This is a genomic window from Pseudomonas sp. BC42, assembly GCF_021560055.1.
In the GTDB taxonomy this organism is placed as follows: Bacteria; Pseudomonadota; Gammaproteobacteria; order Pseudomonadales; family Pseudomonadaceae; genus Aquipseudomonas.
The window spans coordinates 4,181,732-4,205,443 of record NZ_CP091067.1 but is presented as its reverse complement, the minus strand read 5'-3'; the positions used below and the strand labels follow the sequence as shown (position 1 = coordinate 4,205,443).

General features: G+C 65.9%; 23 protein-coding genes. 11 read left to right on the top strand and 12 right to left on the bottom strand.

The features are described 5' to 3' along the window. Nucleotides 1-16: 16 nt before the first annotated feature. Complete coding sequence (locus L1O02_RS18730) at nucleotides 17-544, bottom strand: GNAT family N-acetyltransferase (protein ID WP_108542979.1); 528 nt, start codon at nucleotides 542-544, stop codon at nucleotides 17-19. Between the two features lie 124 nt (nucleotides 545-668). On the opposite strand from L1O02_RS18730, the gene L1O02_RS18725 reads away from it, so the two are divergent. After that, nucleotides 669-1,550, top strand: coding sequence for a LysR family transcriptional regulator (locus tag L1O02_RS18725; RefSeq protein WP_060838750.1), 882 nt, complete (start codon nucleotides 669-671; stop codon nucleotides 1,548-1,550). 15 nt (nucleotides 1,551-1,565) lie between these two features. Here the strand turns inward: L1O02_RS18725 and L1O02_RS18720 are convergent, their stop codons facing one another. Further along, a complete protein-coding gene (locus tag L1O02_RS18720) occupies nucleotides 1,566-2,180 on the bottom strand; it encodes a LysE family transporter (protein WP_108542981.1) in 615 nt (204 codons plus the stop codon). Between the two features lie 103 nt (nucleotides 2,181-2,283). Then, a complete protein-coding gene (locus L1O02_RS18715) occupies nucleotides 2,284-3,153 on the bottom strand; it encodes a LysR family transcriptional regulator (protein ID WP_108542983.1) in 870 nt (289 codons plus the stop codon). 137 nt (nucleotides 3,154-3,290) lie between these two features. On the opposite strand from L1O02_RS18715, the gene L1O02_RS18710 reads away from it, so the two are divergent. The 5 genes from L1O02_RS18710 (at nucleotide 3,291) to L1O02_RS18690 (ending at nucleotide 8,209) form a co-directional block, all read left to right on the top strand. Beyond that, nucleotides 3,291-4,349: an agmatine deiminase family protein gene (locus L1O02_RS18710; RefSeq protein ID WP_108542985.1), complete on the top strand. Its 1,059-nt coding sequence runs from the start codon at nucleotides 3,291-3,293 to the stop codon at nucleotides 4,347-4,349. After that, nucleotides 4,346-5,254, top strand: a complete 909-nt coding sequence (gene aguB / locus L1O02_RS18705) for an N-carbamoylputrescine amidase (RefSeq protein WP_108542987.1) — start codon at nucleotides 4,346-4,348, stop codon at nucleotides 5,252-5,254. The genes L1O02_RS18710 and aguB overlap by 4 nt, the downstream gene beginning before the upstream one ends. A 1-nt stretch (nucleotide 5,255) precedes the next feature. Next, nucleotides 5,256-6,377 (top strand): extracellular solute-binding protein, encoded by a 1,122-nt coding sequence (locus tag L1O02_RS18700; RefSeq protein WP_108542989.1) that lies wholly within the window; start codon nucleotides 5,256-5,258, stop codon nucleotides 6,375-6,377. Between the two features lie 125 nt (nucleotides 6,378-6,502). Beyond that, nucleotides 6,503-7,621 carry an agmatine deiminase family protein gene (locus L1O02_RS18695; protein ID WP_108542991.1) on the top strand — a complete coding sequence of 373 codons (1,119 nt, stop codon included), beginning with the start codon at nucleotides 6,503-6,505 and terminating at the stop codon, nucleotides 7,619-7,621. 129 nt (nucleotides 7,622-7,750) lie between these two features. Beyond that, nucleotides 7,751-8,209: a GNAT family N-acetyltransferase gene (locus L1O02_RS18690; RefSeq protein WP_060838756.1), complete on the top strand. Its 459-nt coding sequence runs from the start codon at nucleotides 7,751-7,753 to the stop codon at nucleotides 8,207-8,209. 915 nt (nucleotides 8,210-9,124) lie between these two features. Here the strand turns inward: L1O02_RS18690 and L1O02_RS18685 are convergent. Both L1O02_RS18685 and L1O02_RS18680 read right to left on the bottom strand, forming a co-directional pair. Next, nucleotides 9,125-10,066: a class I SAM-dependent methyltransferase gene (locus L1O02_RS18685; protein WP_060843244.1), complete on the bottom strand. Its 942-nt coding sequence runs from the start codon at nucleotides 10,064-10,066 to the stop codon at nucleotides 9,125-9,127. 266 nt (nucleotides 10,067-10,332) lie between these two features. After that, on the bottom strand, nucleotides 10,333-11,268 hold the full coding sequence (locus L1O02_RS18680) for an ankyrin repeat domain-containing protein (protein WP_060843245.1): 936 nt from the start codon (nucleotides 11,266-11,268) through the stop codon (nucleotides 10,333-10,335). Between the two features lie 301 nt (nucleotides 11,269-11,569). Here L1O02_RS18680 and L1O02_RS18675 point away from each other — a divergent pair, with 301 nt between their 5' ends. After that, on the top strand, nucleotides 11,570-12,925 hold the full coding sequence (locus L1O02_RS18675; protein ID WP_129405587.1) for an MATE family efflux transporter: 1,356 nt from the start codon (nucleotides 11,570-11,572) through the stop codon (nucleotides 12,923-12,925). 143 nt (nucleotides 12,926-13,068) lie between these two features. Here the strand turns inward: L1O02_RS18675 and L1O02_RS18670 are convergent, their stop codons facing one another. The 3 genes from L1O02_RS18670 to L1O02_RS18660 form a co-directional block, all read right to left on the bottom strand. Next, entirely contained in the window at nucleotides 13,069-14,118 is a 1,050-nt protein-coding gene (locus tag L1O02_RS18670) for a 3-oxoacyl-[acyl-carrier-protein] synthase III C-terminal domain-containing protein (RefSeq protein ID WP_235758458.1), read from the bottom strand. A 666-nt stretch (nucleotides 14,119-14,784) separates the two neighbouring features. After that, the gene (locus L1O02_RS18665) at nucleotides 14,785-15,114 is read right to left on the bottom strand and encodes a DUF2834 domain-containing protein (protein WP_108542995.1); all 330 of its coding nucleotides are present in this window, start codon (nucleotides 15,112-15,114) and stop codon (nucleotides 14,785-14,787) included. A 14-nt stretch (nucleotides 15,115-15,128) separates the two neighbouring features. Continuing rightward, complete coding sequence (locus tag L1O02_RS18660) at nucleotides 15,129-15,530, bottom strand: DUF6713 family protein (RefSeq protein ID WP_060843249.1); 402 nt, start codon at nucleotides 15,528-15,530, stop codon at nucleotides 15,129-15,131. Between the two features lie 144 nt (nucleotides 15,531-15,674). Between L1O02_RS18660 and L1O02_RS18655 the strand changes: the two genes are divergently transcribed. Together L1O02_RS18655 and L1O02_RS18650 are read left to right on the top strand one after the other, a co-directional pair. Then, nucleotides 15,675-16,127, top strand: a complete 453-nt coding sequence (locus L1O02_RS18655) for a GNAT family N-acetyltransferase (RefSeq protein WP_108542997.1) — start codon at nucleotides 15,675-15,677, stop codon at nucleotides 16,125-16,127. Nucleotides 16,128-16,153: 26 nt separating this feature from the next. Beyond that, a complete protein-coding gene (locus L1O02_RS18650; protein ID WP_108542999.1) occupies nucleotides 16,154-16,975 on the top strand; it encodes a helix-turn-helix domain-containing protein in 822 nt (273 codons plus the stop codon). A gap of 137 nt (nucleotides 16,976-17,112) precedes the next feature. On the opposite strand, the gene L1O02_RS18645 is transcribed toward L1O02_RS18650, so the two are convergent. Next, nucleotides 17,113-17,487, bottom strand: a complete 375-nt coding sequence (locus tag L1O02_RS18645) for a DUF2784 domain-containing protein (RefSeq protein WP_060838765.1) — start codon at nucleotides 17,485-17,487, stop codon at nucleotides 17,113-17,115. Nucleotides 17,488-17,705: 218 nt separating this feature from the next. Here L1O02_RS18645 and L1O02_RS18640 point away from each other — a divergent pair, with 218 nt between their 5' ends. After that, on the top strand, nucleotides 17,706-18,734 hold the full coding sequence (locus L1O02_RS18640; RefSeq protein WP_231979027.1) for a hypothetical protein: 1,029 nt from the start codon (nucleotides 17,706-17,708) through the stop codon (nucleotides 18,732-18,734). Between the two features lie 15 nt (nucleotides 18,735-18,749). Here L1O02_RS18640 and L1O02_RS18635 read toward each other — a convergent pair whose 3' ends face one another. From L1O02_RS18635 to L1O02_RS18625, 3 genes are all read right to left on the bottom strand, one after another. Next, nucleotides 18,750-20,513 carry an FAD-dependent oxidoreductase gene (locus L1O02_RS18635; protein WP_108543002.1) on the bottom strand — a complete coding sequence of 588 codons (1,764 nt, stop codon included), beginning with the start codon at nucleotides 20,511-20,513 and terminating at the stop codon, nucleotides 18,750-18,752. A gap of 248 nt (nucleotides 20,514-20,761) precedes the next feature. Beyond that, nucleotides 20,762-22,135, bottom strand: a complete 1,374-nt coding sequence (gene ppnN / locus L1O02_RS18630; RefSeq protein WP_060838768.1) for a nucleotide 5'-monophosphate nucleosidase PpnN — start codon at nucleotides 22,133-22,135, stop codon at nucleotides 20,762-20,764. Between the two features lie 213 nt (nucleotides 22,136-22,348). Further along, nucleotides 22,349-23,098 carry an NAD-dependent deacylase gene (locus L1O02_RS18625; protein ID WP_108543004.1) on the bottom strand — a complete coding sequence of 250 codons (750 nt, stop codon included), beginning with the start codon at nucleotides 23,096-23,098 and terminating at the stop codon, nucleotides 22,349-22,351. A gap of 181 nt (nucleotides 23,099-23,279) precedes the next feature. Between L1O02_RS18625 and L1O02_RS18620 the strand changes: the two genes are divergently transcribed. Beyond that, a complete protein-coding gene (locus tag L1O02_RS18620) occupies nucleotides 23,280-23,684 on the top strand; it encodes a response regulator (protein WP_060843255.1) in 405 nt (134 codons plus the stop codon). Nucleotides 23,685-23,712: the final 28 nt, after the last annotated feature.

Genomic DNA, 23,712 nt, shown 5'->3' with positions numbered 1-23,712 from the left:
GCTGGCAAATCCGGGTTCAGGCTGTCAGCGGGCAGCTGAATATCAGGTCGTCGAAGTCTTCGCCGCCCTGGCGGAACGCGCCTTCGTCGCGGCGCAGGAAGACGAAGCCGCACTTTTCCAGGACCTGGCAGGAGGCCGCATTGCCGTCGGTGACGGTGGCCACCAGGCGCTTGATGCCCAGGCCCTGGCGGGCGTACTCCATCAGCCCGCGCAGCGACTCTGCGGCCACGCCCCGGCCTTGGTGATGGCGCGCCAGCAGGTAGCCGACCTCGGCTTCGGCGGCGTCCCTGTCGCTGATGCGCAGGCCGGTGAGGCCCAGCTCCTCGCCGCTCTCGCGATCACGGATCACCAGGCACAGCCAGTGTGTCGAGTCGAGGTCCCAGCGGGGCAGGCGCGAGGTGAAGCGCTCCTCGATCTGGGCCCGGGACAGCGGATCGCAGACATAGCGCAGGTTGTCCGGGTCGCTGTGCAGGTTCAGGAACAACGCCCAGTCATGGGGAGCCAAGGGGCGCAGGTGAAGGCGGGGGGTGTGCAGTTCCAGCATGAGAGGTTCCCGATCCGTGGGCAGTAAAGATCTGGGGCACTTTACCTGAGAAAAGTCTGACCGCCGCGTTGGCGATATCGCATAAGATCCCGGGCCTGGGTTTTCAGGGATAGGGCAGGTAAACGTGAACTGGGACGATCTGCGGTTTTTCATCGCTGTGGCCAATGCCAACAACATCACCGACGCCGGGCAGGCGCTGAAGGTGTCCGCCTCGACGGTTTCACGCAAGATCCTGGTGCTGGAGCAGGCCTTGAACACCCTGTTGTTCATGAAGACCACCCAGGGCTATTTCCTCACCGAGGCCGGCCAGGCCTTGCTGCCCATGGCCCTGGAGGCCGAAGAGCGCTTCCAGCTGATGACGCGGCAGATGTCCCAGCCCGGTGCGCGCATGGCGGGGGTGGTGCGCATCGACTGCCCGGAGCTGATGGGCAGCCACCTGATCATTCCCGCGCTGGCGCAGTTTCGCGTGCAGCACCCGCAGATCAGCTTCGACTTCGTCAATGCCGCGCGCTCGGTCAAGCTCACCCAGAGCCACAGCGATCTGCTGCTGCGCCTGCAGCGGCCGGAGGCCGGCAACTTCACCCTGCGCCGGGTCGGCGAGCTGACCCAGGCGTTGTTCTGTTCCCCGGGTTATGCCTCGGTCCATGGCTGCCCCGAGAAGCCGGCGGACCTGGGCCAGCATTCGCTGATCGGCTGGAACCAGGCCCTGGAACACCTGCCCCTGGCCCGCTGGCTGGACCAGCTCAGCGGCGGCCAGCCGCTGTGGATGCGCACCGGCAACCTGGAGGCGCAGCTCAAGGCCGTGCAGGCAGGGCTGGGGATTGCCGCCTTGCCGGCCTATATCGCAGAGCCCTTGGGCCTGCGTCGGGTGCTGCCCCAGACCCCGGTTCACCGCGCGGACATCTGGCTGTTGCGCAACCAGGCGACCCAGGGCCAGGAGCGGGTCGAGCAGGTGGCGAGGTTTCTCTGCGAGCTGCTGCTGCGTCACGGGCTGCAGGCCGGCTGAAGGGCTGCTGGGGCACTAGGCGCCGCGCAGGAAGATCCATATGGCCACCGCCATCAGCAGCAAGCCGAACAGGGCATTCTGCGCCACCAGCAAGCTCGGTCGGTCCCGTAGCAGCACTTGCAGGCTGGAGCCCAGGCTGGCCCAGAGCAGGTGGCCGAACAGATTGACCGCGATCAGCGCGGCGCTGAGCACCAGCACCACGGCGCTGCCGGCGTCGGTGCCGGGACTGAAGGTCGAGAACATCACCAGCAGCATCACCAGGCCCTGCACATTGCCCAGTTGCAGCAGCACGCCATCGCGAAAGCCCAGGGGCGCGTCCGGCGCGACGGACAAGCCCCGCGAGCGCAGCAACAGGCGCAGGCCGCGCCAGAAAATGTACAGGCTGCCGGCCACCCGCAGGCCCCACAGCCATTGCGGCTGCGCCGCCAGGCTGTGATACAGCCCCAGCCCCACCAGCAGGGCCAGCAGCCAGTAAGTCAGGTCGAGGCCGAGGATAAAGCGCAGCGAGCGGCGCACGCCGCTGCGGGCGCCGGAGCTGGCCACCATCAAGTTGCCGGGCCCGGCGCTCAGGGCCATGGGCAGCATGGTGGACAGCCACAACGGCCAGTTGATGTCGTGGATCGGGGGCACGGGCGGCTCCGGGAAGGCGATGCGGATTGCACCGGCGCCAGCTTAAGGCGCTGCCACGCGTGGGGTTAGCGGCAGAAATGCAAAGCGGTTTTGCAGCCGCCGCTCATGGCTCGGTCGGGGCTTGCAAGGCGCCCAGCAGCCACTCGCAGAAGCTGCGGGTCAGCGGGCTGCCTTCGCTGTCGCGGTGAATCAGCCAGGCCCAGGTCGGGCCGCGTACGCTCTGTTCGCACAACGGCGCCAGCAAGCCCTGGGCCCGGGCCTGCTGGGTCAGCAGCTGGCTGACCAGGGCAATGCCGTGGCCTGCGCAAGCGGCGTCCAGCAACAGGCCCGGGTCGGAGAAATTCAGGCCGTTGCTGCGCTGGCCAATGTCGGCGCCGCCTTCCACCAGCCAATGGCTCCAGTCCATCTCCCGCTCGCCATGCAAGGTGGTGCGCAGCGCCTCGGGCTGTGCCAGCAGGCTGGGGTGGCAGGCCGGGTACAGGCGATCGCTGTACAGCTCCAGGTAGCTGCATTCGGCCTGGGCGCTCAGGTCGTCGCGCAGGGTCAGGTCGATGGTCTGGGTGCTCATGTCCGGCGGTTCGAAGCTGGTGAACAGCCACAGGTCGACTTCCGGGTGCAGGCGATGGAATTCCCCCAGGCGCGGCAGCAGCCAGTGGCGGGCGAAGGCCGGGCTGGTGTTGACCACCAGTTGGTTGGGCTTGCGGTACTGCTCCAGGCGGCGGATGCCCACCGCCAGCTGTTGCAGCAGCGACTGGGTGGTGCTGCGCAGGTCGTGCCCGGCGTCGGTGAGGGTGACGCTGCGCCCGCTGCGGTAGAACAGCGGTTGTTCGAGATAGCTTTCCAGGCTGCGGATCTGTTGGCTGATGGCCGATTGAGTGAGGTGCAGCTCCTGCGCTGCCTGGTGAAAACTGCCCAGGCGCGCAGCGGCTTCGAAGCCGCGCAGGGCGTTCAGTGGAGGCCAGTGTTTCAACATGATTGATAAGCCCTGCTAATCAGAAATGGGCTAAATCTATCGTTTGTTGCCGTTTTTTCAAAGCCATAGCATGGGCGCCAAGGATCGACAGCGTTGTTCGATTGATAACAAAACCTTACTTGAGAGGTGCAAGGCTCATGCTCAGCAATGACACTCAATACCCCGTCTGGAGGATGCCGGCCGAGTGGGTTACCCACGCCGCGACCTGGATGGTCTGGCCACACAATCAGGGTTTGTGGGAGTCGGTCTGGGGCGTGACCCTGGCCGAGGTGCAAGCGGATTTCGCCCGGGTGGCCAATGCCATTGCGCGCTTCGAACCGGTGAAGCTGGTGGTGGACCCGGCCGCCCTGGACAGCGCCCGGGCGCTGTGCACCGGCAATATCCAACTGGTCGTGCAACCGGTGAACGACAGCTGGTGCCGCGACTCCGGCCCGACCTTCATCGTCCATCCGCAGCAGGGGCTGGCCGGCGTCAGCTGGCGCTTCAATGCCTGGGGCGACAAATCGGCCCACGACCTGGACCGCAGCCTGGCCCGGCGCCTGCTCGACGATCTGGGGCTGGACTGTTTCGGTACGCCCCTGGCCAATGAAGGCGGGGCCATCCACGTGGACGGCGAGGGCACCCTGATCACCACCGAATCGGTGCTGCTCAACCGCAATCGCAACCCGGGCCTGGGCAAGGCCGAGATCGAGGCGATCTTCCAGCGCCTGCTGGGGGTGCAGAAGACCATCTGGCTGCCGGGGGACCCGGACCATGTCACCGGCGACATGACGGACGGCCATGTCGACGGGATCTGTGCCTTCGCTCGCCCGGGCGTCTTGCTGGTGGACGCGACCCTCGATCAGGGCTCGGTCTACGCCGAAGTGGTGCGCGAGAACCGCCGCGCGCTGGAGCTGGCCCGGGATGCCCGGGGCCGCCGTTTCGAACTGATCGAGCTGTTCGAGGCCAGTGCCGCGGTCAACAGCCAGGCCGAGGTGTTCTGCGCCTCCTACACCAACTTCTACCTGGCCAATGGCGCGGTGATCATGCCGGCCTATGGCATCGCCGCCGACGAGGAAGCGGCCCAGGTGCTGGCCCGGGCCTTCCCCGGGCGGCAAGTGGTGCCGGTGCGGATCAACCACCTGGCCCATGGCGGCGGTGGCGTGCATTGCATCACCCAGCAGCAGCCGCAGTGGCCGCTGGAGGTGCAGGCATGAGCCGGTTGATCGTCGCCACCACCCAGATGCCCTGCACCTGGGACCTGCTGGGCAACCTCGAACGCGCCGAACAGCTGGTGCGCGAGGCGGCGGCCCGCGGTGCCCAGGTGATCCTCCTGCAAGAGCTGTTCGCCACCCCGTACTTCTGCATCGAGCAGCAGCACCGCCACCTGGCGCTGGCCGAGGAATATGCCCAGAGCCAGGTGCTCCAGCGTTTCGCCGCCCTGGCCGGGGAGCTGGGGGTGGTGTTGCCCCTGAGCTGGTTCGAGCGGGCCGGCACCGCCTATTTCAATTCCCTGAGCGTCGCCGATGCCGACGGCCGCCTGCTGGGGGTGTACCGCAAGACCCATATTCCCAACGCCGTGGGGTATCAGGAGAAGGAGTACTTCAGCCCCGGCGACAGTGGTTTCCGGGTCTGGGACACGGCCTTCGGCCGACTGGGCATCGGCATCTGCTGGGACCAGTGGTTCCCCGAGACCGCCCGCTGCCTGGCCTTGCAGGGCGCCGAAGTGTTGCTGTTTCCCACTGCCATCGGCAGTGAGCCGGGCAGCGCCGGCCTGGACTCGCGGGACCACTGGCAGATGACCATGCGCGGGCATGCCGCGGCCAACCTGCTGCCGGTGGTGGCGGCCAACCGCGTCGGCCATGAAGTGGCAACCAGCGACCCGACCTTGCACATGGATTTCTACGGCTCGTCGTTCATCTGCGACCACAAGGGCCGGCTCCTGGCCGAGGCCGACCGCGACAGCAGCGGGGTCCTGTTGCAGCCCCTGGACCTGGCGGCCATGGCCGAGGAACGCCGCACCTGGGGCATCTTCCGCGACCGCCGGCCCGAGATGTACGGGCCGCTGCTGAGTCTTGACGGGCAACACCTTCATTCACGCTGGAACGGCCGGGAGGCATGACATGCGAACCATAGGCAAGCGCGGCAAACGCCATTGCGCCATCGTGCTGGCCCTGACCCTGGCCGCGCTCCAGGCCCAGGCCGACCCCGAGGACAAGACCCTGCGCCTGTACAACTGGGCCGACTATTTCGCCGCGGACACCCTGGCGCGCTTCACCGCCGAAACCGGAATCAAGGTGATCTACGACGTGATGGAAGGCAGCGAGGTGCTGGAGGCCAAGCTGATGACCGGCGGCAGCGGCTACGACTTGATCTTCCCCGGTGATACCGTGGCCGAGCGCCTGATGCGCGCTGGCAGCCTGCAGCAGCTGGACCCGAGCAAGCTGACCGGGCAGGACGACATCGAGCCCGGCCTCAAGCGCCTGCGGGCCCAGTACCCCCGCGCCAGCCAGGCCACGGTGCCCTATACCTGGGGCACCATCGGCCTGACCTACAACGCCCGGCAGATCGCCCAGCGCCTGCCCGATGCGCCGGTCAACAGCCTGGACCTGCTGTTCAAGCCGGAGCTGGCGGCGCGCTTTGCCGATTGCGGGATCTCGCTGATCGATTCGCCGGACGAAGTGCTGGCGGTGGCGCTCAACTACCTGGGGCGCGACCCGCGCAGTGCCCGGCCGGAGGATCTGCAGGCGGCCAGCGAACTGCTGGGCAAGCTGCGACCGTATATCCGCAAGTTTCAGTCGCAGCCGGTGACCGACCTGGTCAACGGCAACCTGTGCCTGTCCCTGGGTTACAGCGGCGACATGACCCAGGCCCAGCGCGCGGCTGACGCCGCAGGCAAGCCGGTCGAATTCCAGTACCGCATCCCCCGGGAGGGCACCACGGTGTGGATGGACACCCTGGCGATCCCCAAGGATGCCCGGCACCCGGAGTACGCCTATGCCTTCATCAACTTTGTCACGCGGCCAGAGAACATGGCGGCCATCAGCAACTTCACGGGCTACCCCACGGCCAATGCCAAGGCGCGGCCGGCGGTGGATCCGCAGATGCGCAACAACCCGGATATCTACCCGGATGACGCCACTTTCGAACGCTTGATTCCCGGCCGCGACATCCCTCAGGCCGACATGCGGGCGCGCATGCGCACCTGGACCCAGTTCAAGACGGCCACCGCTGCCCGCCACTAACCGGGCGCCATGCGCTTCGCCGACAAGCCGGCTCCTACACTGCCTGGTAGGAGCCGCTCTGTCGGCGAAGGCCCGCGTCGCCCCCGAACCCTTTCCTGCAGAACCTTCGACAAGAGAACTGCCCAATGCCCACCCGACGTCAACTGATCAAACAGGCCTCGCTGCTGGCCGGTGTCGCCGCCATGACCACCCTCGGCCTGGGGCCGCGCAGTGCCCGGGCCCGCGAGCAGGACAACGCCTACCTGCCCGATGAAGGCGAGCCCCAGCAGCGGGCCTTCATGGCCTTCGGCGCCCAGGACGCCATCTGGGAGGATTTCACCGGCGACGTGCAGCAAGCCCAGGGGCGCATTGCCCGGGCGATTGCCGCCTATCAACCGCTGACCCTGTTCTGCCGCGCGCAGGAACGCGGCCTGGCGGAGCAACTCTGCGGCTCGCACAACATCACCTTTGTCAGCACCGAGCTGGACGACATCTGGATGCGCGACATCGGCGCCAACTTCGTCGTTGATGCCCAAGGCGGATTGGGCGCGGTGGATTTCAACTTCAATGGCTGGGGCAACAAACAGCGCCACGCCAAGGACGCCCGACTGGCGCGGCAGATGGCCGACGCCGCCGGTGCCCGCTACTGGCGCAGCGAACTGGTGGGCGAGGGCGGCGGCATCGAAGTGGACGGGCACGGCACCGGGATCATGACCGAAAGCAGCTGGATCAATGACAACCGCAACCCTGGCTGGAGCAAGGCCGAGGTCGAAGAGGAACTCAAGGCTTGCCTCGGCCTGCGCAAGATCATCTGGCTGCCGGGGATCAAGGGCCACGACATCACCGACGCCCACGTCGACTTCTACGCCCGCTTCGTCAAACCGGGGGTGGTGGTGACCAACCTGGACAACGACCGCGAATCCTACGACCACCAGGTGACCCTCAAGCACCTGGAGATCCTCCGATCCGCCCGCGACGCCGACGGCCGCGCGCTGCAGGTGCACACCCTGTCGCCACCACTGAACCCGCGACAGAACCGCTTCAGCCGCGATAACCCGGATTTCGCCGCGGGCTACATCAACTACTTCGTGATCAACGGCGCGGTGATCGCCCCACAGTTCGGCGACCGGGCAGCCGACGCCAAGGCCCACAGCCTGCTCGCCAGCCTGTACCCCGGGCGACAGATCATCGCACTGGACATCGACGCCATCGCGGCAGGCGGAGGCGGGATCCACTGCGTGACCCATCAACTGCCCGAGGTTTGAGGCAGTCCATGAAGTGGTCTGGCAATGGTCAGTGAATTGGCCTGATCAAACCCGCCACTCAGGCATTAACCTGCGCGCTCTTCAATGACCGGGGCCGATCCCGGTGTGGATGATCAAGAGGAGCGCGCAATGAGCGATCAACAACCTGCGGTGACGGTACGGGCGATTCAGCCAGGGGATTACCAGCAATGGCTGCCGCTGTGGCTGGCCTATCAGGATTTCTATCAGGTGACGCTGAGCGAAGAGGTCAGTCGCACCACGTTCGAGCGTTTCCTTGATACGCAGGAACCGATGTATTCGGCTGTGGCGGTACAGGGCGATGAAGTGATTGGCTTCGTCAACCTGGTGGTGCATCGCTCGACCTGGGCTGTCAGCGACTTCTGCTACCTGGAAGACCTGTACGTGGCCCCGTCGATTCGTGGCAGCGGGGCGGGGAAACTGCTGATCGAGTGGGTGCAGGCGTTGGCCCGGGAACGGCAGTGTGGGCGGTTGTATTGGCATACCCAGGAAAGCAACGAGCGGGCGCAGCGGTTGTATGACTGGGTGGCGTACAAGCCGGGGGTTATTGAGTATCGGATGGAGTTGTAAGGCGGGGGGGCTGGTGGGTGGTGCTAGGGGGGTACATATCCGTTGCTGCAGTAACGGCGGCTGGCGGTTTCGCTTTTACAGCGGGTGGGACGGGTACATATCCGTTGCTGCGGTCACGGCCACTTAGGGTTTCGCCCTTACGGCGACTTACTTTTTTCAAACGCCAAAAAAGTAAGCAAAAACGCTTGCCCCTCCATACGGCCCCTCGCTGGGGCTCGGGGTTCCCTCGCTTCGGCATTGCTCCGGGGGCCCGCCGCCAACCGGCCATCCATGGCCGGGTGGCGGCTAGCTCGGCATCCCTGCCGAGCTGCCCCCTACGCAACGCCTGCGCTCGGCCTGCTGGGAAGGGGCCTGAAGATCAAGATCAAGATCAAAAGCCAAGGTGCGCAGGCCGGCTCCTTGTAGCCGCTGCCGAAGGCTGCGAACGAGCGCTCGCGCTCGCAAAACCAGGCGGCGCGGTGGTTCAGGAACATTGGGGAGGCAGGTTTAGCGTCTCCTGCGGAGCCGGTCGCAGCCTGCGGCAGCGGCTACATGTAACGCGAACGGCAATGAAACAGGTCGGCCGGTAGGCCGCCGTCAGATGTTGATCTTGATCTGGTTTTTGATCTTCCTGCCCCCTTAAACACGATGGCCGAACGCAGGCATTGAGCCGTGGGTAACCCGGCAGGACGCCGGGTTAGCCGCACTGGGCCATGGATGGCCCATTGCGGCGGCCCACGGATCAATGCCGGAGTTCGGGCATGCCGAGCCTAGGCGAGGCACCGAGTGGAGGGGCAAGAGCCTTTGGTTACTTTGGGCTCTTTCCAAAGTGACTCGCTGTAAGAGCGAAACCCTAAGTGGCCGTGACCGCAGCAACGGATATGTACCCGATCAACCGAGCCACAAAGACAAAACCCCCTGCCGCCCAATACCTCCCTATTGCCCCTGACGAAACACCAGCGCCTTGAGCCCGCACTGCGGATCGGCATCCGGAAACTCCGGCGGATTCTCCAGTCGCTGTTCAAAGCGCAACCCCGGCGCCTCCTGCATCACCCCTTCCAAAAGAAAGTCCACGCTGAACGCCGGGTCATTCATGCACGCCAATACGCAGCCATTGGCCGTCAGCAGTTCCGGCAAGCGCCGCAGCACCCGCGCATAGTCCTTGCCGAGGACAAAGCTGCCTTTCTGGAACGACGGCGGGTCAATGATCACCAGGTCATAGGGCCCCCCTTGCTTGACCTTGCTCCAGGACTTGAACAGGTCATGCCCGAGGAAACTCACCCGGCCAGTGTCGTGGCCGTTGAGCCTATGGTTGTCGCGACCACGGCTCAGGGCCGCCCGGGACATGTCGAGGTTCACCACTCGCTCGGCACCACCGGCAATCGCCGCCACGGAAAAGCCGCAGGTGTAGGCAAACAGGTTCAGGACGTTCTTGCCCTGGGCGTTGGCCCGCACCCAGTTGCGTCCATAGCGCATGTCGAGAAACAGCCCGTTGTTCTGCTTGCTGCCCAGGTCCACCTGGTAGCGCAGGCCTTCCTCGGTGATGGTGCAGCTGTCAATCGCCTCGCCCAGCAGCCATTCGCCACGGCTGTCGGGCAGGTAGCGGTGTTGCAGCATCAGGCTGCGGGCGCCGCTGGCGGCCCATTGTGGGGTCGAGCCCAGGTCGGTCAGCAGTTGCTGCAAGGCGGCCAGTTGCCCGGCCTCGGGCTCCTTGAACAGCGACACCAGCAGCACGCCCTGCAACCAGTCCACGGTCAGTTGCTCCAGCCCCGGCCAGCAGCGGCCGCGGCCATGGAACAGGCGCCGGGTCTCGGTGGGCGCGGCGGCCAGGGCGGTCAGCAAGTGCTGGTTGAGGGTGGCGAGGGCGAGAGGTGTCATCAGCAGGGCCGGTCATTTTTCGGGGGCGGCATTTAACCACGGGCGGGGCGATATCCGCCAACCACGAGCCTGGCCCGCTGTGCGCGGTGGATGGACTGCGGCCAGCCGCCGGTCCATCACCGCGGTCGGCCGGTCATGGTTGTGCCAGCTGTTTTCCACCCGGTAGACGCTGCTCGCAGGCAAAGCGGCTGTTGTCCCGGGCCTGCTAGCAGGCCAGGGCAAAGGGGTGGCCTTCGTCGTTGAAGTCCTCGTCGCCGAGTTTTTCATCAGAGAAGGGCGTTTGCCCATTTCTGGGTGCCGGCCAGGCGGCGTTTGACGCTGTCGATCCGCCATTGCCCGGCGACCTGCTTGAGCAGGAAACGGTGTTCGTAGCACAGCGCCCGAATGGCCGGGTCGCGGATCAGCACTTCAGCCTGAGCGGGCTTGAGCCGTTCGCAGCCGAGCAGTTCATCGGCGGGCGAATAGGTCGTGGGAAAACCGTAGGACGCACGCGGATAGGCCCGCGGGCGCTGGGTGCAGAAGCGTTCGATGAGCTGTTGCGGTTCGGCCCAGAAGCCGGCATCGAGCGCTTCGTGGCCCGCGGCATTGCCACGTTGTTCCCAGGCGGCCACGGCCAGGGTATAGGCGCGCACCTGAGTGACCGGGTCGACACTGCAGTCGCCATCCTCCGGCGGCTCCGGCCAGGTCAGGTGAGGGGCGGGCGTGGGGGGCGGTGGCGCTCCAGCGCCGGCCTGTTCGAGCAGTTGCATGATCCGGGCATGGGACTTTTCTTGGGCCAGGGACCAGGCGTTGCGCTGCTGAAAGTCCAGCGGCCGGGGATCGGCGCCGGCGTTCAGCAGCAAGGCCACCATCGCTTCGTGGCCGGCCTGGGCGGCGTTCATCAGGGCCGTGCGTCGCAGCTCGGGGGAGGCTTGTTCGAGTGCGGCGCCATGGGCAATCAGCAGCTCGGCACAGGCCAGGTCGCCCTGGCTCGCGGCCCAGGCCAGCGGGCTGTAGCCCAGGGCCTTGCACGGCTGCTGCACATTCGCGCGGCGCTCCAGCAGCAGTGCCACGGCGGCCGAGTGGCCGGCGATAGTGGCGGCCAGCAGGGCCGTGCGCCCGGTGCTCTTGTGCTGCCATTCAAGGTCCGCGCCAGCGTCCAGCAGGCGGTTGAGTGCAATGAGATCGCCACGTGCGGCAGCTTTTTCCAGGAGGTGGGACACGGTCGGGAATCCATTCGGTGAGGGGGAACGGCGGGCAATGGTAACGCCGAAGGGCAGGGGCTGCCACGCCTGCACCCTGGGGCGGGTCGATGCCGGGGAGCGCCCGGCCCCGAGCCGCTTGAGGGCCAGGTGCGCGGGCGGGTGGTAGTCGAGGTCAACCGCTGATATAAACCTCAGGCCGCCGCACTGCCGGAATACCCCGCGCGGCCTTCTTCGCAGCACTGTCCATGACCGACGCAAGCTCCGCGCTGCGGAGGTTCTTCGCGGCCCTTTGTCGTCTTGATCCGAGGTTGCCTGTTCCATGTCCATTCCCGCTCAGCGCCCGCTCTGGCAGGTGTACCTGATCTTCCTCTTGCCCATGGTGCTGTCGAACTTCCTGCAGTCGTTTTCCGGCACCCTCAACGGCATCTACATCGGTCAGATGCTGGGGACCCAGGCGCTGGCCGCGGTATCGGGGATGTTTCCCATCGTGTTCTTCTTCATTGCCCTGGTGATCGGCCTGGGGGCGGGAGCCTCGGTGCTGATCGGCCAGGCCTGGGGCGCCCGGGAGCCGGGCACGGTCAAGGCGGTGGCCGGCAGCACGCTGTTGCTCGGCGCGCTGATCGGGCTGTTGGGGGCGGTGCTGGGCATGCTGTTCGCCCGACCGGCCTTGCAGGGCCTGGGGACACCGGTGGATGTGCTGGACGATGCGGTGGGCTACGCCCGGGTGATGATGCTGATCATGCCGTTGCTGCTGGTGTTCGTGCTCTTCACTCAGTTGCTGCGCGGTGTCAGTGACACCCTGTCGCCATTGCTGGCGCTGATCGTCTCGACCCTGGTGGGCCTGCTGCTGACCCCGGCGCTGATTCGCGGCTGGCTGGGGTTGCCACCGATGGGCATCCAGAGCGCGGCGTTCGCCGGGCTGGTGGGCAATATCCTGGCCATGGGCTTTCTGGTCTGGCGCCTGAGCGGCCGGGCACACCCGCTGGCGCCGGACCGGGCGCTGTTCGCGGCGATGAAGCTGGACCGGGCGATCCTCGGCAAAGTGCTGCGCATCGGCCTGCCCACCGGGGTGCAGATGGTGGTGATCTCGCTGTCCGAACTGGTGATCCTGGCCCTGGTCAACCGCCACGGCTCCCAGGCCACGGCGGCCTATGGCGCGGTGACCCAGATCGTCAACTATGTGCAGTTTCCGGCGCTGTCGATCGCCATCACCGCGTCGATCCTCGGGGCCCAGGCCATCGGTGCCGGACGCCTGGAGCGCATCAGTCCAATCCTGCGCACCGGGCTGGCGATCAACCTGTGCCTGACCGGTGCCCTGGTGTTGCTCGGCTACCTGATTTCCCACTGGCTGCTGGGGTTGTTCATCATCGATCCGACGGCCCTGGTACAGGCCGAGCATCTGTTGCACATCATGCTCTGGAGCATCCTGGTGTTCGGCTTCCAGGCGGTGGTGGGCGGCATCATGCGTGCCAGCGGCACGGTGCTGATGCCGGTGGCGATCTCGATCTTCTGCATCCTCGGGGTGCAGGTGCCGGCGGCCTATCTGCTGGATGCGCACTTCGGCCTGCAAGGGGTGTGGATGGCCTTCCCGGTGGCCTACCTGAGCATGCTGGTGCTGCAGGTCTGCTACTTCAAGCTGGTCTGGCGCCACAAGCAGATCCAGCGCCTGATCTGACAGGCAAGCGCGGCGGGCGGGATGCAATGCGCGACGTGCCGCAGGGCAGCGGCACGTCGCGCGAGGCGTATCTGGCGAACTGATCAGGGGGGCAGCGAGGTTCAGCCGCGTCACCCCCCGATCGAGATACTGGCCGTGGCGCCTTACAACCGGAACGAAAGGGCAGAAAAGACCATTCCGCCACTTCCCGCCCAGCCCATGCAGAACTGGTCTTTTTCAGCGTTGCCCCGGCTGATGGCGTCGTAAATTCCATAGGGAATGGACGCCGTAATGATATTGCCGGTTTTATGCCCGACATGATGCAACTTGTGATCAATGCCGATCAGTTCACCAATGTGTTCCCACATTTTTGGCGAGCCGGTATGAATGAACACTTTATGGATGTCCGCGCCGCTGACCTTATGCAGGTTGAACACTTTTATGGCTTCATTGCGACCATCTTCATGCAAGGCAGCCGCGTAGGAGTTGAACTGATACTGCCCGCCGGTCGGTGCAATGCGCGGAGTATCTTCTTCATTGCAAAACAGCTTCCAGTCCGGCAGGGAAATGGTCGACAAGTCGCTGAGATCGGGGCGGTTGATATAAGAGAACTTGAAGTTTCCAGGCGACTCATTGCTGAGAATGGTGACTGTTGCCGCTTCACCGATGGTGAAACTTGGGAACTTGTACGCCAGTTCCGACGGAGACTGCAAAGAGAAGTTCTTCGGCATCACCGGCCCGCCGTCAGACATGCCGAATTCCATGTTGATAATGGCCGCGTAGCGTATCTCTCCGGCTTCCATCTTGCTGTTGATCACATCCATGGCGGTCACCCAGCCGTTGCAGGCGTCGACCACGTCGAAGTTCCTGCAGTTCAGGCCCAGGGCCTTGGCCATGAAGGTGCTGTTGGCCGGCTCGATGAAGCCCCGGGTAACGTTGGGATAGATCAACAAGTCCAGGTCGGCCTTGTTGATATTGGCCTGGGCCAATGCCGAGTCAAAGGCTGCGGTCATCAGATCCATCGGTTTTTCTCCGGCGGCCAACCAATGCCGGGTTTCGATGCCGCTCTTGTCGAGCAGTTTTCCGATGGTCTTCAGGGTCTTGGGCAAGTCATCCTGAAAGGTGTTTTTCGAGTGTTCTTCAACCAGATCAAGAACATCCTGGTTAGTAACGATTCGCGAAGGAAGAATTCCTGAAAGTCCTACAATTTTCATACAACATCCTTGTTTGAAATGTTCATCCGTAACGATGACGGGGTGAGCGAAAACACTCGTTAATTGCATGCCAAGAGCGAACTTCTGTTGTTGAAAGACGCTCGTTGTCAATGGCTGGCAAGCCTTCCTCAGTTGCACTAGTTGGAGGAAGCACATATTTCTAGCACAGAAAGTTTGCAGCGCAAGGCCGTCTATTGAATTTATTTTTAATGTTGCTTAGTTGAGGGTTTAGTGCGGGTGATGTTTAAGTAGTGCAAAAAATAAAGGGCCCGATACTGTATCTTTGAACGGACTTGATTCATGACTTGCATCAATACTTAGTCAACCGAGTGGTTGACCTGGACGACGCTTGGCGAGCAAGTCGCCACACTTCGAACGGCCTCCTGGTCTGAGGGCAACGGCTCTGAACGCCCTGGATCTCAGGCCTGGCCGTGCCGGGGTTCGGCAACCGCTCTTGCAGTGCATGGCCGCGCTGGAGCGATCGGAGCCTGGGGCGGCCGCGGCTGTCCTCTCGAGGGCTGTCCATGAATCATGGGCCATCCTCGCGCCGCCGATGGGGGGTGCCGTCCAATCCCGCCGGCACGGGCCAGGCGCTGGGTCGGTTCGGAGGACCCACAGGATCATTCGTCACCCGGCCTGGATACCGATCCGCGGGTGGCCGGGGCTTCAGCGTGTCCGGCCCGGCAGCGCTGAAGGGCGACGCCAACCCTGGACCACGAGGTACAGCAGCGGTCCGATGGAAACGAACACGGCGGTCAGCAGCAGATAGGGCAGCACCGAGCGGACGGAGCGGCCGCGGCGGCGGGCGTCGTTGAGCATCCAGGCCGAGGCCAGCAGCGCCATCAGGTACAGGTCGATCACCACTTGCGCGGTGTCGGGCCGCGACAGCAGTTGCACACCGAATTGCAGCAGCGACTGTTCGGCCTGGAGCAGGGTGAACAGGGTGTAGCCGCTGAAGGCCAGCAGGGCCAGGAGTGCCGGGTAGGGGCGGTGCATGCTGAAGTCCTCGATCAGTCCGTGAGCGGGAGGGCGGCCTGGCGGTCGCGCCGGCCCAGGTCGACCAGCAGGTAGAGCAGCCCGGCGCCAGCGCAGGCGAAGATCAGCGCCTGGGACAGCGGCGAGTCGAACCGATACAGCGGATGCTCGCGCAGGTTGAAGTGCAGCCCGGCGTGGACCACGGCGAATCCGGCCAGCAGTCGCCGGCTGCTGCGGCGCACGGCGGGACGCGAATGCCCGGTGAGCCCGATCAGCGCAACCACCAGGGGGACGTGCAGGGCGATGAACAACGCCTGCCCCAGCGCCGGATCGAGGTGGCGCAAGCCATACAGCAGGCGCCACTCGGACTGGGCCACGGCATCCAGCTCATGCCCGGCGAACAGGGCCAGACAGAGCGTCCAGAGGGTGTTTTTCACGGTGAAACTCCTTGAACGGCGACAGGCCAACAGGCTAAGTGGCAGGCCCGTCGTCACTCAATGACCTCACAGGTCATAGACAGCAGGGCGGCCGATCCTGTCAGATGCGCCCGTATGACGATCACCTTCAAGGAGCGAGCAGTGATGAGCGAACAGTCCCCCGACCCGACTGCACAGCGGATGATCCGCAAGGCCCGGCCCGAGGATGTGCCGGCCATGCTCGGCTTCGATGCCTATGCCAGTGCCCATCCCGAGCGGGGCCGGGCGCTGCAGTGGGCCGTCGAGCAGGGCCAGTGCTGGGTCGAGGTGCAGGGCGCCCGGGTGCTGGGCTACGTGCTGCTGAGCCATGATTTTTTCGACCACGGTTTCGTCTCGCTGGTGGTGGTGGCCGCCGATCAGCAGCGCCAGGGCGTGGCCCTGCGGTTGCTGGCGGCGGCGCAGCAGGCCTGCCTGAGCGACAAACTGTTCATCTCCACCAACCGCTCCAACCGCGCGGCTCAGGCACTGATTGCCAAGGCCGGTTTCCAGCCCAGCGGGGTGGTGGAGAACCTCGATCCGGGGGATCCCGAGCTGATCTATTTCAAGCCGCTGCGCTGACTGCCCCGTACAGGATGACCCGAAGCATGTTCGAAACCCTTGCACCCGCCGCCGTCGACTCGCTGTCCGTGGGCCAGTGGTTGCGCCAGTTGCGTCTGCAGGCGCGCTTGAGCCAGCTGGAGCTGGCCTTGCAGGCCGGCATGTCGCAGCGCCACCTGAGCTGCGTCGAGACCGGTCGCGCGCAACCCAGCGCGCAGCTGCTGCACAGCCTGCTGAGCACCCTGGACACCCCGTTGCACACCCGCAACCGGGTGTTGCTCGCCGCCGGCTACGCACCACGCTACGCCGCCCTGGCGTTGGACGATCCAGGGCTGGAGCCGGTGCGCATGGCCCTGATGCACCTGCTCAAGGCCAACAACCCGGCGCCGGCCATTGTCATCGACAGCCTCTGGCAGGTGCGGGCGGCGAACCACGCCACCACGGCCCTTTTTCAGCTGTTGGGGTTGCCATTACAGGCGCTCGAGGAGGGTTTCAATCTGTTGACGACCCTGTTGGCGCCCGGCGGATTCGGCGACTGCCTGATCAACGCCGAGGAGATCCGCCAGGTGGCCTGGCAACGGGCCGCGCGGGAGGCCGCGGGGGAGCCGGGGCTCGCGACCTTGCTGGCGAGTCTGCCGTGTCCGGGGCAATCAACCCCCGCTTCGCAACTGGCCGCGCCGTTGCTGCTGACCCGGGTCCGCGGGCCCCAGGGCGAGCTGCGTTTTCTTTCCACCTTCACCACCTTCGGCATGCCTCAGGACATCACCGTGGCTTCATTGCGCATCGAGCACCTGATCCCCGCCGACGACAGCACCTGGCAGGTCCTGACCCGGGCTTGCGCACGCCTGGCCGAGCTTGAGCCGGGCTAGGTCGCCAGGGCTCGTGCCCGTTGCGTCAAACAACAGCAGCAGGTGCTGCGCCGCCATTGGGTGGATCAGCTCGCGGGCGGCCCAGGGGCGCAAACGGGCCGCGCACTTGCGCCTTGCCGCAGGCCGGCAGCGCCGGTTCAGGCGTGGCGGCTGCGAGCCCAGCGCCGGCTCAGATAGACATAGACCGAAAGGTTGACCAGCAGCACCAGGCTGCCCAGCCACAGCTGGATGCCGGGGGTCAGGCCGGCGGGGTAGATCAGCGGTATCAGGTAGTGCTCGATGAACCCGGCGCCGTAGCCGTCCTGGCCGGCGGCATGGCGCAGCAGGTTTTCCCAGCGGGTCAGCGGGCATTCCAGGTGCAGCACTTCCACCGCCACGCCCCAGGCCGCGGCCGGCAGGTGCAGCAGCATCAGCCGCGGATAACGCAGCACCAGCAGGCCGCCCAGGAGTACGAAGACGATAAATGACAGGTGAAACAGCACCAGGCTGTCGGCGGCGATGCGGTAGAGCATGAGGGTTCCTTGGCGAGGAGCAGGTCCGTGGCGCGAGCGCCGGGGGGGCAATATACCGGGGGAGAGCGGGGGCTGGCAGTGTTTCTTCACAGGGCAGGAAAAAGCCCGGTGCGAGGTGAGGGGCACGGCTTGCGGCCACTGTCGCGAGGCTACCTATACTGCGGGAACGCCATGGCGCTCTGTGGAGGCTGGCGCGGCTAATGCGGGAGGAACTTGCCTTGCGGCGATCGATGCTCTGCTGGCGCCATTGGCTGCTGGCGCTGTTGCTGGCGCTCGCCGGCTGCGCCCAGCGCCCGCCCGCGCCTGCGGTGCCGACCGCGGTCAGCCCGGCCACTTGGCGTTCGGTCAACAGCGAGCTGCTTGAGGCTTCCCGTAGCGCCACCGCCCAGGCCGAAGTCTACGCCCAGGGCTCCATGGAGCACTGGCGCACCCGGGTCTACCAGCAGACCGACGAACAGTTCATTCCCTGGTTCAGCGGGTACTGGACCCAGGAATGGCTGTCGCTGAAGGTGGGCTGGTATTCACTGAACAATCGGGGCGATACCGGGCAAGCCTCCAGGCGCCTGGCCGCCTACCTGCAGGAGCAGTACCAGGAGCGGGTGCTGGCACCAGTGGCGCTGGAGATCGATGCCGACGAGATCGCCGGCGAGGCCATGGAGTTCTATGTGCAGTTGCTGCGCCAGCAACTGGCGCAGATCGGCCACCGCTACCAGCTGCCGGCGCCGCAGCTGGACCAGCACCTGGGGCAGGTCCTGGCCATCGACCTGGGGCCGGCCGCCGAACAGCGCGCCTCCTTGACCCAGCTGCTGCGGGTCGAGCCCATCGCCCGCTTGCCCGCCTACGGACCGCTGTTGCAGCAGCTTCGCGGAGCAGCGGCGGTCGAGCGCGACTCGCCGGCCCCTGGGGTGGCCCAGGTGGCACAGGTGACCAGCGACAAACTCCAGGCCCAGTTCGCCACCCGCGGGGTCGCCGGTGCGGTGGCGGCGGCGGTGGGGCGGGTGGCCGGTGCGTTGATCTCGGTGGGGGTGGCCGGAGTCCGGGCTCTGGTCCAGGACCATGACCGGGAAGGCTTGCAGGCCCAGACCCGGCGGGACCTGGGGGCGGCCTTCGACCAGGCCTGGTCCCGGCAACTGCATGACCCCGAGCATGGGGTCATGGCCGGTGTGTATTACCTCGGCCGGCAGATCGAAAGCCAGTTGCAGGCCCCCGTGGCGGGTGAGGACCCGGCTGGCGGCCGCTTGCCCTGAGCGCGCCGTGGTGGCTCAGCGCGGACTGGCCACGGCGACCGGAGGCAGTGCCGCTTCATAGGCATCGACCCCGGCCGCATGGCGCCCGGCGATGTAGCCGAAGGTCATGGCCGGGCCCAGGTTGATGCCGCCGGAGGGATAGAACCCGCCCATCACGCTGGCCATGTCGGTGCCCGCCGCATACAGCCCGGGGATCGCCGCGCCGACCTGATCCAGCACCTGGGCCTGGGCATTGGTCTTGAGCCCGGCAAAGGTGCCGAAGCTGCCGGGCAGCACCTTCACCGCGTAGAACGGCCCCTGTTCGATGGGCGCCACGCAAGGGTTGGGGCCGGGGTACAGGGCGTCGCCCTGCTTGCGGTTGTAGGGGGTCGAGCCGCGGCCGAACTCGGGGTCCTGGCCGTGGCGGGCGTGCTGGTTGAAGTGCTGCACCGTGGCCTCCAGCGCTTGTGGGTCGATGCCGCATTGGCCGGCCAGGGCCGCGATGGAGTCGGCCCGCCGCAGGTAGCCGCTGCGCACCAGTGGGCCAACGGGGAGCGGGAAGGGGCGGGCATAACCCAGGCCGTAGCGGCGCTGGAAGCGATGGTCGCAGATCAGCCAGGAGGCCACTTCCTCGCCGGCCGGCACCTTCTCGACCATGGCGGCGGTGTAGTCGTAGTAACCGTCGGCCTCGTTGACGAAGCGCTTGCCGTTGGCCAGCACGCCGATCAATCCGGGCTTGGCCCGGTCGATGATGTGGGGAAAGTGTCCGACACTGCCGTCGGCATGGCGCACCCGCGATACCGGGGCCCAGGCCACCGGGCTGGCGAGGTCTGTGGCCAGCACCGCGCCGGCGGCTTCACCGAGGCGGATGCCATCCCCGGAACAACTCAACGGGGGCAGCGCCAGATGCTGATCGGCGCCTGGTGCCCGGGGAAACAGCGCCTGGCGCCGGGCCGGGTCATTGGCAAACCCGCCGGCGGCCAGCACCACGCCACGCCGGGCGCGGATCTCCCGCCGGCCTTGGGGCGTGTCCACCAGGGCGCCGTGCACCCCGTGTCGATCCTGCAGGAGCGAGCGGGCCGGCGCGGATTCCATGAGGGTGACCCCCAATTGCTCGGCGGACTTGGCCAGCCGGCCGATCAGCGCCACGCCGTTCACCAGGTGCATGGCCCGGCCGTGCAGCGCCAGGTCCCGCAGGTGACGGCTGAAACGCTTGGCGACATGCAGCAGCGACTTGAACGAACGGGTCATGCTGAGAAAGGCCCCGAGATCGGCCCCGGCCATGATCGGCATGCCCATGAACGAGGTTTCCCGCAGGGTCTTGCGCAGGCGTTTCAGCAAGGGGCCGATGGCCCGCGCGTCATAGGGCGCGGCAATCACCTGGTGGCCCTCGATCCCGGCGCCGGGCACCTGGCCGTGGATGTCGGGGATGCCATTGCCATCGACGAATTGCAGGGCCGTGTGCTGCTCGAAGAAGGCCACCATCTGCGGCCCGTTATCCAGCAAGGCATCGATGCGCGCGGCGTCATAGCGTTCGCCCAGCTCATGCCTGAGGTAGGTGCGCGGTTGCTGCGGGTCTTCATCAATGCCGGCGCGGCGGGCCAGGGGGTTGCCGGGCACCCACATCCAGCCACCGGACCAGGCACTGGCACCGCCGAAAGTGGAATCTTTTTCCACCACTATCACTTGCAGGCCGTGCCAGGCGGCGGTCACCGCGCAGGCCAGGCCGGCTGCGCCGGAGCCGATTACCAGCAGGTCACAGTCCAGGGGGGAAAGGAGGGCAGCAGGGGCTTCACTCAAGATGACAGGCCTTTTTTAGCAAGAATTATAAAAAATGGAATGCTGTTCCGTTTTGTTGAAAAACTATTCCATAGCGCCAGGGAGGCTGTCAAACCGGCGCGTTGTTTTCGGCCAACGGTGTTACGGGCAGGGAGGGAGGCCGCGCGGTACGGCCATGGCTGAGGGCACGGGCTCCAGCGGGGCAAAAAAAACGCCGCGCTCCCGGGAAAGGAGCGCGGCGTCGTGGGGCCGTCAAAGGCGTCGCCGGATCAGCTCACCACGCGGTAGCACGGCACATAGGCGGCGCCGCCGGGCAGCTTCATGCGGTGCTGCTCGACGAAGGCTTTGAGCAGTTGGTCCAGGGGCTGCATGATCGCCGGGTCACCGTGGATGCTGTACGGGCCTTTCTGTTCGATCAGGCGGATGCCCTGGTCCTTGACGTTGCCGGCGACGATGCCGGAGAACGCGCGGCGCAGGTTGGCCGCCAGTTCGTGGGGTGGCAGGGCGTGGTTCAGTTGCAGGTTGGCCATGTTCTCGTGGGTCGGATCGAAGGGGCGCTGGAAGCCCTCGTCGATTTTCAGCAGCCAGTTGAAATGGAAGGCGTCGTTGCGTTCGCGGCGGAACTGCTTGACGGTCTTGAGCCCCTCGGTCATCTGCCGGGCGACCTCAGCCGGGTTGTCGATGATGATCTGGTAGTGCTGCTGCGCCGCTTCGCCCAGGGTGGCCAGGACAAAGGCGTTGAGCTGTTCCAGATACGGCGCGGCGCTGCGCGGGCCGGTGAGGATCACCGGGAACGGCAGGTCGCGGTTGTCCGGGTGCATGAGGATGCCCAGCAGGTAGAGGAACTCCTCGGCGGTGCCGGCGCCCCCCGGGAAGATGATGATGCCGTGGCCGACGCGGACGAAGGCCTCCAGGCGCTTCTCGATGTCCGGCAGAATCACCAGCTCGTTGACGATCGGGTTGGGGGCCTCGGCGGCGATGATCCCCGGTTCGGTCAGGCCCAGGTAGCGGCTGCCGCTCATGCGCTGCTTGGCATGGGCGATGGTGGCGCCTTTCATCGGGCCTTTCATCACGCCCGGGCCGCAGCCGGTGCAGATGTCCAGTTTGCGCAGGCCCAGCTCATGGCCGACCTTCTTGGTGTACTTGTATTCCTCGGTGTTGATCGAGTGACCGCCCCAGCACACCACCATTTTCGGCTCGACGCCGGGGCGCAGGGTGCGGGCGTTGCGCAGCAGGTGGAAGACGTAGTCGGTGATGCCCTGGGAGCTCTCCAGGTCGATGCGCTGGCTGTCCAGTTCGTTCTCGGTGTAGACGATGTCGCGCAGGGCGCTGAAGAGCATTTCCCGGGTGCTGGCGATCATCTCGCCGTCGACGAAGGCGTCGGCCGGAGCATTGAGCAGTTCCAGGCGCACACCGCGGTCCTGCTGGTGAATGCGCACTTCGAAGTCGTGGTAGGCGTCGAGGATGGTCTTGGCGTTGTCGACGTGGGCGCCGGTATTGAGAATGGCCAGGGCGCACTGGCGGAACAGGGTGTAGATGCTGCCGGAGCCGGCGGCGCTGAGTTGTTGCACTTCACGTTGCGAGAGGGTCTCCAGGCTGCCTTTCGGGCTTACCGAAGCATTGATCACGTGTCTTTGCGGCATTAATCCATTTCCTGAAATCGGCGCCACCGCGCCAGGTGCGGTCAGTGGCGAAAAAACGGCGGGGCAGTGAACGAGCCACCGGTACGGGGCTTGGTTTCCAGCGGCAGGGCAAGAAAGCAAACGTCGTTGCGAGGTTGGTCGCTGCTTGAATCTACCTCATGCCGGGCCGTTTTGGCGGGAAAAATGACGATCCGCCCGGCCACGCCCGGTGAATCAGGCGAAGGCCCGCTGCACGAGTTGCGGCAGAAGCTGGCCGGCCGGGCCCGTCAGGCTGTACTCCTGGGGCGCGCGGCACTCCTGGGGCTGGGGATTGATGTGCACCACCCTGGCCCCCTGTTGCAGGGCCAGTTGGGGGATCTGCGCCGCCGGCTGCACCAGCCCCGAAGTCCCCACCGACAACAGCAGATCGCAGTCCCCGGCGGCCTTGAATGCGGCCTTGAGCACGGCGGGCGGCAGCGCTTCGCCGAACCACACCACGCCAGGGCGGATCTTGCCGTTGCAGCCGCTGCAGCGCGGTGGCTCCAGGCGGCTGCCGTGTTCCGCGAGCACCGGGGCGGCCGGTTCGCCGCGCCACGGGCGCTGGCAGGCAAAGCAGATCGGCGTATGCAGGCTGCCATGCAGGTGCAGCACCGAAGGGCTGCCGGCGCGCTCGTGCAGGTCGTCGACGTTCTGGGTGATCAGGGTCAGGCGCGGCACCCGTCGCGCCAGTTCGGCTATGGCCAGGTGCGCCGGGTTGGGCTGGGCTTCGAGCACTTTCAGGCGCCGCCCTTCATACCAGCCCCAGACCAGCGCCGGGTCGGCACGGAAGGCCTGTGGCGTGGCCAGCTGTGCCGGGTCGAACTGCTCCCAGAGGCCGCTCAGGGCGTCGCGAAAGGTCGGGATGCCACTTTCCGCCGAGACTCCGGCGCCGGTGAACACCACCAGATGCCGGGCCCGGGCCAGGTATTGGGGATCGAACTCCATGGGTGACTGCTCTTTGTGGTTGCGTTGCTATCGGGCCTGCATTATCGCGGTCCCGCTCGGACCTGTCCGAAAAAATCACGGCGCACGCATCAGGAGTGAATTTATCCTCGCACCGCCGCTCATAACTCTTGTCAGCGGTCCTGTCCGCGCAATTCTCAACCTTCCAAGGAGTGTCAGCCCCATGTGCCCAGCCTCGTCCGTCAGCCCCGACGCCACCTCTCGCTTGATCCTGGTGGTGGAGGACGAACCGACGGTGCTGGAGTTCCTGTGCGAGATTCTGCAGGACGAGGGATTTGCCACCCAGGCCATGGACAGCGCCGATCGAGCCTGGGACTTTCTGCAGGCGCATGCTGCGCACGTGACCCTGTTGCTGACCGATATCAGCATGCCCGGCACGCTCAATGGCGCCAGCCTGAGCAACCTGTGCGCTGAACGCTGGCCGTCGCTGCCGATCGTGGTGATGTCGGGTTTCGAGACCCCCGAGAGTTCCGGGGTGCGCTATCCGGTGACCTTCATCCGCAAGCCCTGGACCATCGGGCAAATCCTCGACTGCGTGGAGGGCGCGTTGAAATCGGCCCAGGGTTGAGGCGTTGCGCCTCACCCCGGCCAATCGC

Excerpts from the sequence above, each read along its gene's own strand:
- L1O02_RS18710 (WP_108542985.1), top strand. The coding sequence starts at position 3,291 with ATGCTCAGCAATGACACTCAATACCCCGTCTGGAGGATGCCGGCCGAG.
- L1O02_RS18625 (WP_108543004.1), bottom strand. The coding sequence starts at position 23,098 with ATGGAGTTCGATCCCCAATACCTGGCCCGGGCCCGGCATCTGGTGGTG.
- L1O02_RS18645 (WP_060838765.1), bottom strand. The coding sequence starts at position 17,487 with ATGCTCTACCGCATCGCCGCCGACAGCCTGGTGCTGTTTCACCTGTCA.
- L1O02_RS18650 (WP_108542999.1), top strand. The coding sequence starts at position 16,154 with ATGTTCGAAACCCTTGCACCCGCCGCCGTCGACTCGCTGTCCGTGGGC.
- L1O02_RS18665 (WP_108542995.1), bottom strand. The coding sequence starts at position 15,114 with ATGCACCGCCCCTACCCGGCACTCCTGGCCCTGCTGGCCTTCAGCGGC.
- L1O02_RS18655 (WP_108542997.1), top strand. The coding sequence starts at position 15,675 with ATGAGCGAACAGTCCCCCGACCCGACTGCACAGCGGATGATCCGCAAG.
- L1O02_RS18730 (WP_108542979.1), bottom strand. The coding sequence starts at position 544 with ATGCTGGAACTGCACACCCCCCGCCTTCACCTGCGCCCCTTGGCTCCC.
- L1O02_RS18670 (WP_235758458.1), bottom strand. The coding sequence starts at position 14,118 with ATGAAAATTGTAGGACTTTCAGGAATTCTTCCTTCGCGAATCGTTACT.
- L1O02_RS18690 (WP_060838756.1), top strand. The coding sequence starts at position 7,751 with ATGAGCGATCAACAACCTGCGGTGACGGTACGGGCGATTCAGCCAGGG.
- L1O02_RS18700 (WP_108542989.1), top strand. The coding sequence starts at position 5,256 with ATGCGAACCATAGGCAAGCGCGGCAAACGCCATTGCGCCATCGTGCTG.
- L1O02_RS18620 (WP_060843255.1), top strand. The coding sequence starts at position 23,280 with ATGTGCCCAGCCTCGTCCGTCAGCCCCGACGCCACCTCTCGCTTGATC.
- ppnN (WP_060838768.1), bottom strand. The coding sequence starts at position 22,135 with ATGCCGCAAAGACACGTGATCAATGCTTCGGTAAGCCCGAAAGGCAGC.
- aguB (WP_108542987.1), top strand. The coding sequence starts at position 4,346 with ATGAGCCGGTTGATCGTCGCCACCACCCAGATGCCCTGCACCTGGGAC.
- L1O02_RS18685 (WP_060843244.1), bottom strand. The coding sequence starts at position 10,066 with ATGACACCTCTCGCCCTCGCCACCCTCAACCAGCACTTGCTGACCGCC.
- L1O02_RS18695 (WP_108542991.1), top strand. The coding sequence starts at position 6,503 with ATGCCCACCCGACGTCAACTGATCAAACAGGCCTCGCTGCTGGCCGGT.
- L1O02_RS18675 (WP_129405587.1), top strand. The coding sequence starts at position 11,570 with ATGTCCATTCCCGCTCAGCGCCCGCTCTGGCAGGTGTACCTGATCTTC.
- L1O02_RS18715 (WP_108542983.1), bottom strand. The coding sequence starts at position 3,153 with ATGTTGAAACACTGGCCTCCACTGAACGCCCTGCGCGGCTTCGAAGCC.